The sequence below is a fragment of the Enterobacter cloacae complex sp. 370H10 genome (assembly GCF_050031535.1).
In the GTDB taxonomy this organism is placed as follows: Bacteria; Pseudomonadota; Gammaproteobacteria; order Enterobacterales; family Enterobacteriaceae; genus Enterobacter; species Enterobacter intestinihominis.
The window spans coordinates 4,494,665-4,508,851 of the sequence record NZ_JBLGWG010000001.1; the positions used below are offsets into that span (position 1 = coordinate 4,494,665).

15 protein-coding genes and 3 pseudogenes are annotated in these 14,187 nt (G+C 49.5%); 5 read left to right on the forward strand and 13 right to left on the reverse strand.

Annotation, left to right across the window (positions count from 1 at the left end; all coding sequences use genetic code 11):
* Window positions 1-61 precede the first annotated feature (61 nt).
* Window positions 62-1,072 carry a hypothetical protein gene (locus ACQG2Q_RS22190; protein WP_089561931.1) on the reverse strand — a complete coding sequence of 337 codons (1,011 nt, stop codon included), beginning with the start codon at window positions 1,070-1,072 and terminating at the stop codon, window positions 62-64.
* A 111-nt stretch (window positions 1,073-1,183) separates the two neighbouring features.
* On the opposite strand from ACQG2Q_RS22190, the gene ACQG2Q_RS22195 reads away from it, so the two are divergent.
* Window positions 1,184-1,399 (forward strand): hypothetical protein, encoded by a 216-nt coding sequence (locus ACQG2Q_RS22195; protein ID WP_016243849.1) that lies wholly within the window; start codon window positions 1,184-1,186, stop codon window positions 1,397-1,399.
* Between the two features lie 285 nt (window positions 1,400-1,684).
* On the opposite strand, the gene ACQG2Q_RS22200 is transcribed toward ACQG2Q_RS22195, so the two are convergent.
* The 4 genes and pseudogenes from ACQG2Q_RS22200 to ACQG2Q_RS22215 all read right to left on the reverse strand — a co-directional run bounded on the left by ACQG2Q_RS22200 (window position 1,685) and on the right by ACQG2Q_RS22215 (window position 4,808).
* Window positions 1,685-3,001, reverse strand: coding sequence for a tyrosine-type recombinase/integrase (locus ACQG2Q_RS22200; RefSeq protein ID WP_130997209.1), 1,317 nt, complete (start codon window positions 2,999-3,001; stop codon window positions 1,685-1,687).
* A gap of 455 nt (window positions 3,002-3,456) precedes the next feature.
* A pseudogene (locus tag ACQG2Q_RS22205) lies at window positions 3,457-3,813 on the reverse strand (baseplate assembly protein); the annotation flags it as partial.
* 5 nt (window positions 3,814-3,818) lie between these two features.
* Complete coding sequence (locus ACQG2Q_RS22210; RefSeq protein ID WP_063849806.1) at window positions 3,819-4,169, reverse strand: GPW/gp25 family protein; 351 nt, start codon at window positions 4,167-4,169, stop codon at window positions 3,819-3,821.
* Window positions 4,166-4,808, reverse strand: a pseudogene (locus tag ACQG2Q_RS22215) (phage baseplate assembly protein V). Before ACQG2Q_RS22215 ends, ACQG2Q_RS22210 begins: the two are co-directional and overlap by 4 nt.
* Before the next feature lie 205 nt (window positions 4,809-5,013).
* Here ACQG2Q_RS22215 and ACQG2Q_RS22220 point away from each other — a divergent pair.
* Complete coding sequence (locus tag ACQG2Q_RS22220; protein ID WP_426759266.1) at window positions 5,014-6,210, forward strand: hypothetical protein; 1,197 nt, start codon at window positions 5,014-5,016, stop codon at window positions 6,208-6,210.
* Between the two features lie 57 nt (window positions 6,211-6,267).
* On the opposite strand, the gene ACQG2Q_RS22225 is transcribed toward ACQG2Q_RS22220, so the two are convergent.
* The 6 genes and pseudogenes from ACQG2Q_RS22225 to ACQG2Q_RS22250 form a co-directional block, all read right to left on the reverse strand.
* On the reverse strand, window positions 6,268-6,714 hold the full coding sequence (locus ACQG2Q_RS22225; protein ID WP_063849805.1) for a phage virion morphogenesis protein: 447 nt from the start codon (window positions 6,712-6,714) through the stop codon (window positions 6,268-6,270).
* Complete coding sequence (locus ACQG2Q_RS22230) at window positions 6,707-7,174, reverse strand: phage tail protein (RefSeq protein ID WP_032626339.1); 468 nt, start codon at window positions 7,172-7,174, stop codon at window positions 6,707-6,709. The genes ACQG2Q_RS22225 and ACQG2Q_RS22230 overlap by 8 nt, the downstream gene beginning before the upstream one ends.
* Window positions 7,137-7,382, reverse strand: a complete 246-nt coding sequence (gene lysC / locus ACQG2Q_RS22235) for an Rz1-like lysis system protein LysC (RefSeq protein ID WP_074169625.1) — start codon at window positions 7,380-7,382, stop codon at window positions 7,137-7,139. The genes ACQG2Q_RS22230 and lysC overlap by 38 nt, the downstream gene beginning before the upstream one ends.
* A gap of 14 nt (window positions 7,383-7,396) precedes the next feature.
* Window positions 7,397-7,690 (reverse strand): annotated as a pseudogene (locus ACQG2Q_RS22240) (hypothetical protein); the annotation flags it as partial.
* Between the two features lie 175 nt (window positions 7,691-7,865).
* On the reverse strand, window positions 7,866-8,330 hold the full coding sequence (locus ACQG2Q_RS22245) for a hypothetical protein (RefSeq protein WP_023307019.1): 465 nt from the start codon (window positions 8,328-8,330) through the stop codon (window positions 7,866-7,868).
* Window positions 8,308-8,700, reverse strand: a complete 393-nt coding sequence (locus ACQG2Q_RS22250) for a polymorphic toxin type 44 domain-containing protein (RefSeq protein WP_017692645.1) — start codon at window positions 8,698-8,700, stop codon at window positions 8,308-8,310. The genes ACQG2Q_RS22245 and ACQG2Q_RS22250 overlap by 23 nt, the downstream gene beginning before the upstream one ends.
* A gap of 205 nt (window positions 8,701-8,905) precedes the next feature.
* Here ACQG2Q_RS22250 and ACQG2Q_RS22255 point away from each other — a divergent pair, with 205 nt between their 5' ends.
* Window positions 8,906-9,397 carry an Hcp family type VI secretion system effector gene (locus ACQG2Q_RS22255; protein WP_032626342.1) on the forward strand — a complete coding sequence of 164 codons (492 nt, stop codon included), beginning with the start codon at window positions 8,906-8,908 and terminating at the stop codon, window positions 9,395-9,397.
* A gap of 455 nt (window positions 9,398-9,852) precedes the next feature.
* Window positions 9,853-11,022 carry a molecular chaperone DnaJ gene (locus ACQG2Q_RS22260; RefSeq protein WP_022649453.1) on the forward strand — a complete coding sequence of 390 codons (1,170 nt, stop codon included), beginning with the start codon at window positions 9,853-9,855 and terminating at the stop codon, window positions 11,020-11,022.
* On the opposite strand, the gene ACQG2Q_RS22265 is transcribed toward ACQG2Q_RS22260, so the two are convergent.
* Window positions 11,023-11,787, reverse strand: a complete 765-nt coding sequence (locus tag ACQG2Q_RS22265; RefSeq protein ID WP_032626343.1) for a siderophore-interacting protein — start codon at window positions 11,785-11,787, stop codon at window positions 11,023-11,025. It abuts the gene before it with no gap.
* Between the two features lie 145 nt (window positions 11,788-11,932).
* Between ACQG2Q_RS22265 and ACQG2Q_RS22270 the strand changes: the two genes are divergently transcribed.
* Window positions 11,933-12,427 carry a PadR family transcriptional regulator gene (locus ACQG2Q_RS22270; protein WP_063849804.1) on the forward strand — a complete coding sequence of 165 codons (495 nt, stop codon included), beginning with the start codon at window positions 11,933-11,935 and terminating at the stop codon, window positions 12,425-12,427.
* Here the strand turns inward: ACQG2Q_RS22270 and ACQG2Q_RS22275 are convergent.
* Window positions 12,424-13,983 (reverse strand): methyl-accepting chemotaxis protein, encoded by a 1,560-nt coding sequence (locus ACQG2Q_RS22275; RefSeq protein ID WP_063849803.1) that lies wholly within the window; start codon window positions 13,981-13,983, stop codon window positions 12,424-12,426. The genes ACQG2Q_RS22270 and ACQG2Q_RS22275 overlap by 4 nt on opposite strands.
* Window positions 13,984-14,187: the final 204 nt, after the last annotated feature.

The following is a 14,187-nucleotide window of genomic DNA, read 5'->3' on the forward strand; positions in this document are numbered from 1 at the left end:
ATTCTTGTCTTACTAAGCAGTTAATAGCCACTTAGTAAGACAAAATTTTTATGTATTATGATTAAATTATCCATGTGGCTACCTCTAGTTCACTAAAAGTGACTTCACAGTTAAAACAATATTTTTCAGAGTGAATAAATTCATTCAACAAAGATGCAACTGCCATAGGTTCTTTTTTAATGTTTTTCGTACTACAGTACTCAGAAATTAAAATGGACAAAACTTTTTTCTGATCAGACATGCTTCTATATTTTGCATTTATTTGCGGTTTTTCAGCCCATCGTTTAACAGTTGAATGCTTAACTTTTAATTGATGACTCATTTCAAGATGTGTGACCAATTTATTAATCACTACTTCCTCAGATGATCCCGCCCCCCACCATTCATGTATAAAAATATATAGCGCCGCTCTATAGTGTTCAATAAACGGAATTGAATCCACTGACTTTTTTATATCACAATAATTATAATCAATGCTGTCTTTAGAAACTTCCACTTCATCACTTAATAAATAATAATTCTGCAAAAAATCAAAAGATTTACTATCAACATACACCTCAACTAAAATTTTTGACGCCTCATTGGACAAAATTAAATAATCACTATCATCTCGCCCATGAATAGTGATACTCTCAAGGACTTCATTATCACTTAACACAATATTTAGGCCTGGTGATATAATTTTTTCTTTTAAAAAATGGGCTGTTTTTGTTGGTTTCAATCTCCAATAACCATACGCATAACCACTATATGTAAAACGGGATATTCCAAGGTCATTATTTATTAACCTGGCATCAATGTCGGTATTCTTGGTTGGATGGAATTGTCTAACTTTGAATTCCGGCATTAACTCATGTTGATAATAATCCATTCCATTTTTTATTTTTAAAATCTCGTATTTCAACAAAAAAGAATCGGCACCAATATACCGAATAATTCTACAGGGCAAAGAATTCAATTTCATATACAATGAAACCCTATGTTGAAGCCACTCATCAACGATCAACTCAGGATCTATCTTCAATTTATCAGAAACTAATTTTAAAGAATAAAAATAAGACCCAGCTTTCATTTTACTTCCTTATGATATTTTCCACACAATGATGCTATCAATTTATATCAATAAAATCAGTAGCCTTGTTCAGAAATTAAGATACTTATTGCGGATACTGAAAAGTTAGATATGCGAGGCATCTTGTTTAGAGTACTGTTCTTCTCTAAAATTAACAAAATAGTCCAAGAAGAACAGCTCGTGAGAAAAAAAATAGTTACCAAAGCACAAATTTACCGTGCCGTCGCCAGCTCAACCGCAATTGAAACCGGTGTTTCTGTGCAAAAAATTGAGCAACAACTCAAACAAAATCAGGCACAGGCGAAAGCCGTTGGCCTCGCCCGTTAGTCTGGCAAGATGTCGCTAACCAGTCGCATCATAGGGCTGTATTTCCCTGATACACCTGCCTATATTGCCCTGAAGTAAAGGTTTGTGCTCACCCCACAGGCTCTAAATAGCTGCGCCTAATACTGCTACAACTGCCACCTATTGACGTATGGCAGTTACCACAAGAGCAGCAAACCACAAGCCAGATGTAACGCGGCTGAGTGGGTATAATGCTTACCCCTTGTCCTGCAAGGACTCATCAAAAGTGGAGCACTATTCCGCGCAGCTATTTAGCCCAACGAGTCCTTACCTCCGCCCAAACAAGTTCACAACGTTGTTTTCCTGCTGTCGCTGATAGTTGTTGACCCTATCTTCCCAAATCTCAAGCGCCCTGCGCTTTTCAGGCAAGTAATCATAACGATCATAGTGTTTCGAGCTGACGTCATTCAAAGCGTGATTCTGGATACGGTCGCGGATCTCTTTGCTGATCCCCGCCTCCCCCATCAACGTTTTACAGGTGCGACGTAAATCTCGCGCCGTGAAAACTTTAAACTCAGGATTAAAAGCCCGGAAATACATGATGGAACGCGCCAGACTATCAGTGCGTACCGGTCGATCTCCATTGGTCGAGAGTGGGAAGATATAGGGACTGTTGCTTTCCTTAGTCAGTTCTTTCACTGAGGCTAATTCCTGTAGTGCCGATTCAGTCAGCGGGATCAGATGCTCACGCTTGTTTTTCGATACATCGGCTATGACCAGCAACGTCTTTTGTTGCCAATCAATAGCACTCCACTGGCTGGCAATCATTTCAAACGGACGCTGCCCACCAGCATAAACACAGAAGCGAATCAGATGCTGCATCAGCGGCCCAACGTTGGTGGCCCCGGCGAACTGTTCCATGACAACACGCAACTCTTCCAGTGTTAGCCATGTATCACCCACTTTTTCCGCCGAAGACTGTTTCGGTATGGCCGAGACCGGGTTAACTTCAAGACCAAACGTGATACCCACGCTGGTATTAATCGGATCGTTATCAGCTTTCAGGCCGTAGTTAAATGCCGCCATCAGATACGAGCGAATCCGATTAGCATGCACCACCGCATCACGCTGGATAATGCCTGAGAGGATGGTTTTGATCTGCAGAGGTGTTACATCTTTCGCTTTGGTTTCTCGAGGGATAACCGTGTAGCACTCTTTTTCAAGACGCTTCAGAACATCAGCCCAGGTCCGCTTATTGTCGAGCTTCATCTTGTTAACGTAGCCATGCACCAGCTCTTCAAACGATCCTTGAGAGCGATGGATCTGCATAATGTGCTGTTCGGCCAGGCGCTGTTGCTCAAGCTCTTGCTGGGGCTCTTTTCCTTCAACAAGCCAGGCACCATACTTTTTCGCCAGCTCATTGGCCGTCACCAGTTTCATCTCAGGCCAGATGCCCAACTGGATGAACTTCTCTTTCTTCCCTTTCTCAACGTAGTAACGGAAATAAAAAACTTTGCTGCCAGAAGGCTGAACCTTAACGCCAAGCCTGCCAGTACCACGTTGAGCACTGTTGCTCCACACGTAGTACGCCGTGCTTTTTGTCTTCAATCCACGTATAGCAGTCTCAGTAAGATTAGCGGCCATGAGTTTACCTTTCTAAGATAAGCGTTACCTGACCCGATGCCCATTTCGGGTCAGGTAATGGGTCAGGTAAGGATAGTACAATGAGGAAATAAGAGAACCAATTAGAAACAAAAATAACTTCATAACCAATTGATTATAGACAATTTAAAATACAAACAGAGACAATGGCGAACAATTAAAAACATGCCAATTTTATGACTCATAATCGCTTGGTCGCTGGTTCAAGTCCAGCAGGGGCCACCAAATTTTAGCTTTAGAATCATCCAGTTAAGCCACTCTTGCGAGTGGCTTTTTTGTTGTCTGAATTTTAAGTGGCGATGAAATGGCGGTAAATTTTTAACCCGATTTTCCTCGGCGCATAAAAAAACCCGCACAGGGCGGGCACTTAGCAGGAATTTATCACAGACATAATGGCTGCTGACCACCCACAGTCGGGTGAGGTGGAGCGGGAGTTAGTCAGTGTCAGACTCCATCACCGCTGGCGTGGGCGGAAATGTCGTGTCGTCTGACGGGGTGATGACGAGTCGCGGGACATTGTAATTCGCCCCAATCTGGTCGAGATCGCTTCCGGCAGCGTAAGCCAGCATGACCGAACGCGCGGCCTCGTTGACGCGCTGTCGCCAGATAACTCCCCGGTAGGCGTTTTCCTCCAGCAGCTTAACAATCGGCTCTGATTCGAGGATCAGCGTGCGCGCGACTGCCCCCTATTGTTCCTCCGGGTATAACGAGACGAGGGTCGCCTTTCGCTCTGCGAGGATGGTCTCATAGTCCAGCACTTCCACGACATCAGGCGTAAGGTCAACAATTGCCATAGCGTTTAACTCAGTGGAATGGTGAGGGAAAAGGGCTGGCCGTTAGCCGATCGCGTGCCGGTGATATCTACATACAGCCCGCCGTCGGTCTCCGACCGCTCAAAGGTGATGGTTGTCAGACTGACGCGCGGCTCCCACTTCTGGATCGCGGAATAGCACGCGGCCATAATCTGCAATCGCAGTGCCGGTGTCTGCGGCTGGTCAATCAGTGCCGACAGAAGCGAGCCGTATTCACGGCGCATGACGCGCGAGCCAACCGGCGTGACGAGAATATCGCGCACGCTTTGCCTGATATGCTCGACCTCAGATATACTGAGGACGGTCTGGCTGTTCATACCGAGATAACGCACCGTCATTTAGTACCCTCCGTCCAGCTTCCGCCCCGTTCAACGCCGCCGTGGTCATGGTCATCCGCCTGCACGCCGTTTGAGGTCAGTTTCCCGCCGGTGTGCTCGATGTTCCCGGTCATCTTCCCGCCCTTCTGCACTTCGAGCGTGCCGGTCGTCAGTTTGTTGGTACACACCACCTCGGTGTGTATCGAGCGTGATACGGGTCGAGGCTTTCACCAGCACCACCGGCACGGTGGCTGTAATGGAATCCGACGCGGTAACGTCTGCGGTTTTGATACCTGACACGGTGAGCGCACTGTTTTCGGGTTCGTACTCAATGACCGCACCATCAGGGAAGGTAACGTGAAGCGCATCGGGTGAGGCTGACGGCGCGGGATTGTCATCTGAGAAAATGCCCGGCAGCACAAAGGCCGTATCGAGCTCACCGCCGATGGCCAGCAATAACACCTGCTCGCCAACGGACGGAGCCCACCACACGCGAGAGCGACCGGCGCGACAGGTGAGCCAGTTAAGCCAGGTGGTTTGCATGCCGCCGGTCTGGACACGACACAGCCCCTCGTCGTGGTCGACGTCGGTTACGATGCCGGTGCGGATGAGGTTGCGGATCGCGCGTGCGATTTCCTGTAGAGAATTTAAATTATTCATACAGGAAGGATGCCGCCGGGCAAGGCCAGCGGCAATTGGGCGAGGTTTTGTTAGGTACGACACAACGATACCTTGCCACATACAGCATGAATCGTTAGCCTGCCAGACAAAACCATAAAACATCAAAATCATTGATGACCGATGTGGCAACCTTTTCTCGTTGAGTGATATATTTAGATAAAATAATAGAAGGAACTGACTAAAAATGTTTGACTCAATCGTTTTGAACCGTTCAATTGATGGTCCTGCCATTACCATTGGTGAAATAGCAGAAGCATTGCTTTTCTATCAAAATATTCATATTGTAATGGACACATCAAATTTATTAGGACTCATTCAGTCAATTGGTCCCCATAACATTATCAGATTACTTTCCCATCCCGATGTAAAAACAACCTACATTGAGGAAATTCTCGGGGTTATGAGTGATGAGACTAACTTTGGAACTGAATACACTCTTGCGAGTGGTTATTTTTCAGGAAACCAAGAGCACGGAGAGATTAAAAGCTGGAAAAAACGTCTTGAATTCATGCTGACAAGGCAGGGGTTGAATAAAACTCAAGCCGAGAATTTCACCGAAAGATTTAGACAATGCGTCACATTAAAAAGACTTACTGGAGACCACTTTATTAATGGTGGAGTTATATCTGCTGCAAAAGAAAATTTCAATGATCCTGAATACGTCTCAAGTGCTGCGCGTATTATCCTGAGAAACCTACTTCCAAAAGAAAAATCTGAGGATGAATTCTACTTCAGGATCCATCCATCTCATGGAACATTTCGCGTTTCTACCAATATTGATTTTCCTGAAATTAATAGGTATCAAAATAATGTACTTGCTAACAATGATGAAACTACGCCAGCGAGTATAGCTTCAAGCATACTTAACTCATCCTATGGCCTCATACTGGCAGCTCACTATGGTGGCGACTTTCACACATCAACAACCGAATCCAAGATAATCCAGCAGAAAAACAAACAAATTCTAACTCGTGCTAATGCCAACCGTAATGAACTAAGTAATTTTTATGAAATAGCACTCACAGGGTGTCCCGACATAGCAACAGTTATAAATAAAGGGGAAAGATCTTTTGAGGAGTTCTTAGAACTTTTAACACGTGCCAAAAAGTTCAAAAAATGGCTAAAAGGAAAATCCCCCGACGAGAAACTTTTATCTCAATACCTTGAAGATATTACAACCTCCAGTTGGTTTGGTAGTGGTTCAGGCAAAGCCTTGAGATACTTAGCAAGTAATGGCCTAGGGCTTATAGATCCTATCACAGGTCTCCTTACATCAGCCCTCGATTCTTTTATACTCGATAAATTAACTGCTGGCTGGAGGCCTAATCAATTTATCATCAAAGAAATAAAACCTTTCGTTGATATACATGATAATTGTTGAAATCATTTGGCCCTGACTAAACAGGGCTAAGAGAATAGTATTTGTATATTGAGGCCATCAAACCAAATGCTCTATTATAGCATTTGTAATCAATTTTTTGTCTTCCAAGCTGAATCCGAGTAACTGGCGCTCTGCGTACTGCACATCCTGAGCGTGCGCGTTTGGACGGTCTTTTAGTCCGTAATGATGGACACGCGCGATGCGCTGCACATTTCCGGTAAATTCCACCACTGCACCGTTTTCACGGCCACTGGCTTTCATGTACCGGTTAGTGCGAAGCTTCTGATACATTGCCCGTTTAATTCGACCTTTTTTGGCTCTGAGTGGCTGGCGCTTTCGTGCCTGATACGGTGAGCCATCCGGGGCTTTTTGCTGTTTGATACGTTGCTGTTGCGCCGTTCTGAGTTGCTTCGCAATCTCACTGGCAAGCTTCCGACGCCCTGCGGGTGACAGGGCAGCAAGCAGCCCCGCGAGCTGGTTATCAAAGGGTTTAAATTCACTCATCCCACTTGCTCACCAGTTCGCCGTTGATATAGAGCTCTTTTGGACGCGTGACGGGTTCAGGCGGTGGCGGCTCCGGGGCATAGCTCACATGCAGCGCGCCGTTTTCCTCCCTGATGATGGTGCGCTCGGTGAGCTGGAGGCTGATACTGATATCAACCGTATCCTCGTCGTTTAAATCCATCTGGAAACGGTAACCTTTTTTATGCCCCTCATCGAGCGTGCAGATATCCGGCTGGTTTTCCCTCAGCCACGCGACCACCGGCACGAAAATCAAATCAGGGTCGCCTACAAAATCGCACACGATCACATTCAGGGTGTAAATTTTCTCGTGGGACAGGGAGGCCGCGAGCCGTGCATCGATATTCCCCTCGTCGGCAAAAATGCGCATCATCTCGGGGTTGGTTTTAAGCTGCGGGATGGCGTCAGTTAGCGCTTTTCGCAGGCTGATTGCTTTCTTCATCGAGATTATCCTGACAGGCTTTGACGGTTTCAATCTGTAACGCACAGGCGGCGAGCGCGTGCTCAAGCCTGCGGATATCTGCACTCAGGTCGCCATTAGTGGCCGGGTCGCTTCCCGGCATCGGGCAATAGCTCACTTTCGGGCAGGCGCTGTAAACAATGACCGGCGGAGGCGCAACCGGCGCGGGTGTGCAGCCTGCGCACAACATCAGGCAGCTCAGCGCTGTATGCCGAAGGTCTTTCCGAGATTATCCAGTAGCTGATACCCCGTTCCGCTATGGGTGAAATGTGGGATCGGACGGTCTAAATAATCTGCATCCGGCACGCTGAAGGTCAGGCCGCTGTGCTCTGTCAGCCAGCTGGCCACTTCGCGCAGCGTGGGGGGCTGGAAGGAACATGGCCAGAGGCGTTCGAATACGCCGACCAGTTTAGGAACAAACAGACGCTGAAAGCCGTTTTCAGCAGGTTGCGAGCGTTCCACGTACCCGGTAAACCAGCGCAACACCAGATCGGTGTATCGCCGCCGCTGTCTGGCTGGATATCCGCTGCTGAATCGCCTGGCTGATATGGGGCAGACCTTTGCCCGGTGGATGCTGCTGTTTCCCAATATCGCACGGGTACGCCGTGAAAACTTACACGCTGCTCATCGAGTCATTGACCCGACCGCAAGGGATTTTTAAATAAATATTTATCTATCGACTAAATTTCCCCTTGTCCCAGCTCTCGCCGCGGGCCGTTAAGTCAATTGACGGCACGGCCGCTATTCCCTCAGCATCATAAAAAAATGCGGACGTTGTAAAGCTGTACACTGTGCCGTGAACAGTAAATGAGATATTGTTGCCTATGCCTTCAACTTTTGCGCGGGCGGTATTCGCTGTAAGCGTGGGCGCGATATGTTGTTTTTCGAGAGCCACCAGCGGATCACCGTCAATCTTACTCGCTAAAAAATAACGATACACTTCCCCGGTGGTCATGTTCGAGCCGTCATACTCAGTAATGTATAACCAGGTCCGGGGCGTGAGCTGGCGAACTTGATATAGCCGATCACTAACAGTTAAACGCTGTATATGTTGGAAATAACAGTACCCCGCAACCGCCAGGGCCATAAGAATAGTGGCGATCCAGTGCAGCGTCCTAAAAGTGATGCTGTTTAACATAGTCGATGCCTTGCTTTATCCAAAATTGGTCAATCGGATCATCACCAAACGGCGGGGTCCCCGTAAAATTACCCCATTCGGGTCTTGATGTGCCGGCTTTCCACTGCGCCGCGCCGGCAGCAATAAGCAAAATCTTTGCAGGGATGCACGCTGCATAACCCACAGCGCCGTAATGGAAATTCCCGAAGTCAGCATAAGCCCGTTTATGTTGTTTGTAATCCCACGGCCCGCCGTTTCTTACTCGCTCATAAAACCACGTATACGTAAGCGGGGCGGCCATATTCTGGACTTCGTGACGCGCCCGCGCGAGCCTTATGTGTTCGCGCAATATCTCCAGCCCGCGGGGTGGATAAATCGGTATACATGCCATCGTTCTTCCTTTCTGCCAGGCAAAAAGGGCAACATAAGAGCAATAACGGTAACGCGTATTGCTGAAGATCAATTTATTAATTTTATTTGCAACATCAATAAGTAACGAAATTAAATAACACGAACCTATAACACAATTTGTATCACCTGCGATCCGTATTTAGTCATTAATGAGGGTTTACCCTAATGGAAATGGAGTTTTAAAAATGGCTATTCCTGCTTATCTATGGCTTAAGGATGATGGCGGCAACCCGATTAAGGGATCTGTGGATATTCAAAATAGAGAAGGTAGTATAGAGATCCTCTCTTTTAGTCACGGCTTGTTAGTTCCGACCGATAACAACACAGGCAAGATCACCGGCACGCGCTTACATGCGCCGCTCGTAATTGAAAAAGAGTTTGATAGCTCCAGCCCGTATCTCTACAAAGCGGTAGCCACCGGCCAAACGCTGAAAAGCGCAGAGATCAAGTGGTATAAAATCAACGATGCGGGCCAGGAGGTTGAATATTTCAATATGCTGCTTGAAAACGTCCGGGTAGTCAGCATTAACCCCGTCATGCATAACTGTAAAGAGCCAGCGTTACAGATACACAATCATAATGAGGGAATACAGCTCCGCTATGAGCGGATCACCTGGAAGTATTGCGATGGGAACATCCAATACTCGGACGCGTGGAACGAGCGGGTTACAGCGTAAAAAAAGGGCGGTTAATCCGCCCTGTATTGTTTTTAGTGCCAATTCTTTCGCCCCCTCGGTTTGCCAGCACGTAGCCTCCCCTCAATGGCAACATCCCGCGCGATCACCTGGTGCCAGCTCTCCGCACTTTTTATACATTTGGGGTATTTTAATCATGCTTAATGCTGTTAAGCATTCTCTGGCAGTTATTGCGGCGTACCGCTGCCGCTGCAGCCTCCAGAACCCCAAATTTTCGAGTTTCTCGGCTCACGCATTCAAAAGTGAACTCTAAGGTCACATTTAACCCCGTGCTCCCCGTTCCAGAAGGAAGATTCAACAACTCTCACTCTTTCACAAACCCTAAAAACTAAAGAAATCCCCCATCGCGCCGATCATCATCCGTGTGTATTATTTCCTTTAGCTTTTACAACAACTAACCTTAACTCAAATACTTAAGCGCCAGAGCGAAAGGCATCATGAGCACACCGATCAAACGGCTAGAAATCATTAAAAATGCCATTGAGCTGGAAGATGACGACATCATCCGGAGCCAGTTGAAACGTCTCAAAGAGGAAGCCTTTGACGATAATCTCCTGTCCATCGTCGCGGCGCTTGAGCAGAAAAATTACACCGCAGCCCTTCGCGCTATCACCGCCTGGCTGCAAAGCCAGCGCGCCGTTACCCCGTGGCGTGACCCGCAGCTGGCGGCCAGCAAGCTGGAGCTGAAAGCTCTGGAAGAGCGTCTGCGCGATCTGATTGATCGCCGTAACGCTCGGGTACAGCAGCTTGATGAATTCAACGATCTCTATTTCTCCCGCCTCGGGCCGTTGATGCAGCAGATCCTCGCCCTGCGTAAAACGCTGGCGGAGCTTAACCTGCGTCGTCAGCAGGCGGAGACGCGTCGTCGGGAAGAGGATTACCGCCGCTGCCAGGGCTATATGGCGCAGGCCGTAGAGGTTCTGACAACGCTCACCCGGCGCTGGCGAGATCTGCCTGCGGATTCCGTTCAGGCGGCAGAGGCGCGCAAGCATCTTCAGCAGCAAAGTAATCTGATTGCCAACCTACTGGCCGAAGCGATGGAGCTGGAGACCGGTTTAACGCGTGAAGAAGAGCCAGCACGTCAGGCGCGCGATGAGGCCAACGAAGAGTACAAAAAGTATCGCGAACAGCATCATGATGCCGAGGTGCGCCTGCGTAAAGGCAAGGATCTCTCTGAAGAGGATCGGAACGAGCTGAAGCGGCTCTGGCGTCAGGCGAGCAAGCTATGCCACCCGGATCTGGTTGCCGATGATTTAAAAGAGGAAGCCAACAGGATGATGGTGCAACTCAACCAGGCCAAACAGCGCGGCGACGTGAAGGCCATTCGCTCGCTGGTCGCCCGTCTGCAACAAGGGTTTGAACCGATGATGGCGAGCGACAGGCTGAACGACCTGGAACGTATTCGCAAAAAAATGGCGCAGGTGCGTGAGCAAATCGACACCCTGGTGAACGAGCTGGCAGAGCTGGAGAAGGAAGAGTCCTGGCTGCTCGTCTCGTCGCTCAGCAATATGGAAGCCTACTTTGCCCAGCAGGAGAAAGCGCTGAGAGAGGTATGCGCCTCGCTCGAACATCAGGTGAGCGAAGCGCAGCTGGATCCGGCAGCCTGATTATTTGGCGTGCCAGTACGCACTGGCACGTACCAGCTGTGGGTCAATTGCGTCGGTTTCAAACTGACGGCTCAGGCGTTTCACCACCTTCCCCTCTCCGGTCAGCCAGATAAAGTAATCCTCTTCCGGCACGGCCAGCGCTGCAAGATGGTCGGCTACCGCCTGCTCGTTGTGGCCGATAACCCAGGTGATGTTGAACCCGCTCAGGTGCGCCAGATAGTCCTGGTACGCCGCATCGCCCACGGTGACGATGGCGTGGATCGCCGGGGGAACAGGCAGTTTTGCGATGCTTTCTAAACGGCGGCGCAGCGCGGGCATACCCGACTCGTCGCACACGTACAACTGCCAGGCGTAATCTTCCGGCACCACCAGCGAACCACGCGGACCGCCGATGGTCAGCTTGTCGCCCACCTTCGCCTCTACCGCCCAGTTGCTGGCAATGCCGCCATCATGCACGAAAAAATCGAGCGCCAGCTCGTGTTTTTCGTCATCGTACAGCGGGGTGTAGTCACGCGCCTGCGGACGCACCCCATCGCCCCAGTCGATGCCTTCATCGGTCACCACAGGCGGCACGAAAGGGGTGCCCGGTGCCGGGAAAAAGACTTTGGTATGGTCGTCAAAGCCGCGAGAGCTAAAGCCCTCCAGCGCCTCGCCGCCTAGTACAATGCGCTGAAATCCTGCGCTGACTCGCTCAGTGCGCATCACGTTCAGCTCACGAAAACGCAGGTCATTGCGGACACGTTGAGGGTAACGGGTAGATGCCATGTTGATGCCCTTCTCAGGTGAATACGATATATCGGAATGAATTTTTAATGATAATGATTGCTATTAACTCAGAAATCAAGATCTTTTAGATTGCATCTGAATATATCTTAGATATAGTTTAGATATATCAAATTGAGGAAGAAACATGCGACACGAACACGACGGCGGCGGACGCCGGCCACGATTTTTTGGCCATGGTGATTTGCGGCTGGTGATCCTGGATATCCTGACCCGCAACGCGAGCCATGGTTATGAGCTGATCAAAGAGATCGAGAACCTGACGCAGGGACATTACACGCCAAGCCCTGGCGTGATCTACCCGACGCTGGATTACTTGCAGGATCAGGCGCTAATCACCATTACCGAAGAAGAGAACGGCCGTAAGCGGATTGCGATTAACGCCGCCGGGCAGCAATGGCTGAATGACAATCGGGAACAGCTGGAGCAGATCCAGACGCGTATCAAGGCGCGCTCCGTCGGGTTCCAGCTGCGCAAAAACCCACAGATGAAGCGGGCGCTGGATAACTTCAAAGCGGTTCTGGATCTGAAGGTTAATCAGGGAGAACTCAGCGACGCGCAGTTAAAACAGATTATCGGCGTGATTGACCGCGCGGCACTGGAGATCTCCCAGCTGGATTAAGCCAGCACGCCGTCGCTCACGCGGAACACGCGGACCAGCTCTTTCAGGTGCATCGCCTGTTCGTTAAGGGATGCCGCCGCCGCAACGGACTCCTCCACCAGCGCGGAGTTCTGCTGGGTGGTGGCGTCTATCAGGCCAATCGCGCTGTTGATCTGCGAGATACCTTCCGTCTGTTCATGGCTGGCCTGGCGAATTTCACGCAGGATGACGTCCATCTCTTCCACGTTGCCGACCATGCCGTTGATAAGCCCGCTGGCTTTCTCCACAAGGTTCATGCCGTCCTGCGTCTGGCTTGTGGAGCTTTCAATCAGCTGGCGGATCTCACTTGCTGATGTTGCACTTTTCTGCGCGAGCTGGCGTACCTCACCCGCCACCACCGCAAAGCCGCGACCATGCTCACCCGCGCGCGCCGCTTCGACCGCCGCGTTCAGCGCCAGAATGTTGGTCTGGAAGGCAATGGCGTCGATCAGGTCGATAATGTCGGACATCCTGTTCGATGTTTCGTTAATCAGGCGCATTTTGCTGGTGACCTGCTTCATCATCTCGCCGTTGTTTTTGACCACGGCAGCCGCATCGGCAGACAGGTTCGTCGCTTCTCCGGTGTGGGACGCGGTGTTCTTCACCGTGGCGGTAATCTGCTCCATCGACGCGGCCGTCTGCTCAACGGAACTGGCCTGCTCCTCCGTGCGGGCAGCCAGATCCTGGTTGCCTGCGACAATCTGCGCGGCGGCGCTGGAGATGTTTTCCGATCCGGTTTGCACCTGCTGCACAATCTCCAGCAGGCGCGTTTTCATCTCCATCAGTGCGGTGAGGAGCAGTCCGGTTTCATCTTTACCGTGCGAGGTAATGCTGCCGGTGAGATCGCCATCGGCGATGGCCTCCGCAAAATTTACCGCGTCGTTCAGCGGGCGGGTAATGGATCGCACAATGAACCAGCCAGTCAGGCTGGCTGCCGCGACGCTGAAAAGCGTAATCAGGATCAGCAGCAGACGATTAGTGCGGAAATCGCCTTCCACCTGCTCGCCCGCACTCTGCATTTCATGATCCTGGATCGCAATCAGCGCCTGCACTTTCGCTTTATAAGACTGTTGCAGGTCCAGGGTGTTGGTCATCATCTCGTTTATCGCGCCTGCACGGTCGTTATTCTGCATGGCCTGCAAAATGCGGTAGCGCGAGTCAAGATATTGCTGGCGTACGCCGTGGATGTCCGCCAGCACCTGTTGGGATTTTTTATCCTTGAGAGCGTTGTCCAGCTCGCTCAGGATTGCGGTGATGCGCTCGCTTATCGCCTTCAGACGCTGTTCTGATTGCGTCGTGTACATTCCCTGTTCGTCCAGCAGCATGAGCTGCTGCGTGCTGATAAATTCCTGGAAGTTGTCGATTAACTGGTTCGCTTTTACCGTAGTTGGATAGTCGCTGGTAAGGATGGTTTGCATTCCATTGTTTGCCCGATTCAGGCTCATCAGAGACAAGCTTGCGCTGACGACCATCAGGACAATAAATAATCCAAACGCCAGAAATAATTTCGTGCCGATCTTTACGTCATGTATGAACATATTTACCCCATCGATGTGATTATTTCTCAGACGATCGCTGTTATCGGTAGGAAACGCGCTAACTTTATGACTTTGATCGTTTTTTTATTTCTCACTTTCAATAAACCCGGGGCGTAGCAATTAAAAATCGGGTGCTTTTTTTAGTTACTTAATATTTCATTAACAACATAACTTATTCTGAAAAACAAAAAAGCCGTTTACCCC

Excerpts from the sequence above, each read along its gene's own strand:
- ACQG2Q_RS22190 (WP_089561931.1), bottom strand. The coding sequence starts at position 1,072 with ATGAAAGCTGGGTCTTATTTTTATTCTTTAAAATTAGTTTCTGATAAA.
- ACQG2Q_RS22195 (WP_016243849.1), top strand. The coding sequence starts at position 1,184 with ATGCGAGGCATCTTGTTTAGAGTACTGTTCTTCTCTAAAATTAACAAA.
- ACQG2Q_RS22200 (WP_130997209.1), bottom strand. The coding sequence starts at position 3,001 with ATGGCCGCTAATCTTACTGAGACTGCTATACGTGGATTGAAGACAAAA.
- ACQG2Q_RS22210 (WP_063849806.1), bottom strand. The coding sequence starts at position 4,169 with ATGACGGTGCGTTATCTCGGTATGAACAGCCAGACCGTCCTCAGTATA.
- ACQG2Q_RS22220 (WP_426759266.1), top strand. The coding sequence starts at position 5,014 with ATGTTTGACTCAATCGTTTTGAACCGTTCAATTGATGGTCCTGCCATT.
- ACQG2Q_RS22225 (WP_063849805.1), bottom strand. The coding sequence starts at position 6,714 with ATGAGTGAATTTAAACCCTTTGATAACCAGCTCGCGGGGCTGCTTGCT.
- ACQG2Q_RS22230 (WP_032626339.1), bottom strand. The coding sequence starts at position 7,174 with ATGAAGAAAGCAATCAGCCTGCGAAAAGCGCTAACTGACGCCATCCCG.
- lysC (WP_074169625.1), bottom strand. The coding sequence starts at position 7,382 with ATGTTGTGCGCAGGCTGCACACCCGCGCCGGTTGCGCCTCCGCCGGTC.
- ACQG2Q_RS22245 (WP_023307019.1), bottom strand. The coding sequence starts at position 8,330 with ATGTTAAACAGCATCACTTTTAGGACGCTGCACTGGATCGCCACTATT.
- ACQG2Q_RS22250 (WP_017692645.1), bottom strand. The coding sequence starts at position 8,700 with ATGGCATGTATACCGATTTATCCACCCCGCGGGCTGGAGATATTGCGC.
- ACQG2Q_RS22255 (WP_032626342.1), top strand. The coding sequence starts at position 8,906 with ATGGCTATTCCTGCTTATCTATGGCTTAAGGATGATGGCGGCAACCCG.
- ACQG2Q_RS22260 (WP_022649453.1), top strand. The coding sequence starts at position 9,853 with ATGAGCACACCGATCAAACGGCTAGAAATCATTAAAAATGCCATTGAG.
- ACQG2Q_RS22265 (WP_032626343.1), bottom strand. The coding sequence starts at position 11,787 with ATGGCATCTACCCGTTACCCTCAACGTGTCCGCAATGACCTGCGTTTT.
- ACQG2Q_RS22270 (WP_063849804.1), top strand. The coding sequence starts at position 11,933 with ATGCGACACGAACACGACGGCGGCGGACGCCGGCCACGATTTTTTGGC.
- ACQG2Q_RS22275 (WP_063849803.1), bottom strand. The coding sequence starts at position 13,983 with ATGTTCATACATGACGTAAAGATCGGCACGAAATTATTTCTGGCGTTT.